1 protein-coding gene is annotated in these 227 nt (G+C 68.7%); it reads left to right on the top strand.

Annotation, left to right across the window (positions count from 1 at the left end; translation table 11 throughout):
* Positions 1-227 (top strand): sugar phosphate isomerase family (locus tag AMS65_RS20660; RefSeq protein ID WP_206542014.1); only part of this gene is annotated, 227 nt, incomplete at both ends.

Genomic DNA, 227 nt, shown 5'->3' on the forward strand with positions numbered 1-227 from the left:
GCGGGGGCCCTCGACGCATCGAACACGGTGAACGCCCTGGCCGCGATGCTCGCGGATCGGCACGAGCTCCTCGTCTGCACGAAATCCGTCCCGACCTTCCAGATGCTGACCCGCGCAGGGGGCCCTCAGGCCCACCTCACTGGAGGGGGGCACGAGCCAGCGACGGGCAGCCTCGTCCGACCCATGCCTGCTGCTGTCTCTTATAACCATCTGACGCCGCCGACGAG

Origin of the sequence: Leucobacter celer subsp. astrifaciens (assembly GCF_001273835.1) — a bacterium.
Taxonomy (GTDB): Bacteria; Actinomycetota; Actinomycetes; order Actinomycetales; family Microbacteriaceae; genus Leucobacter; species Leucobacter celer.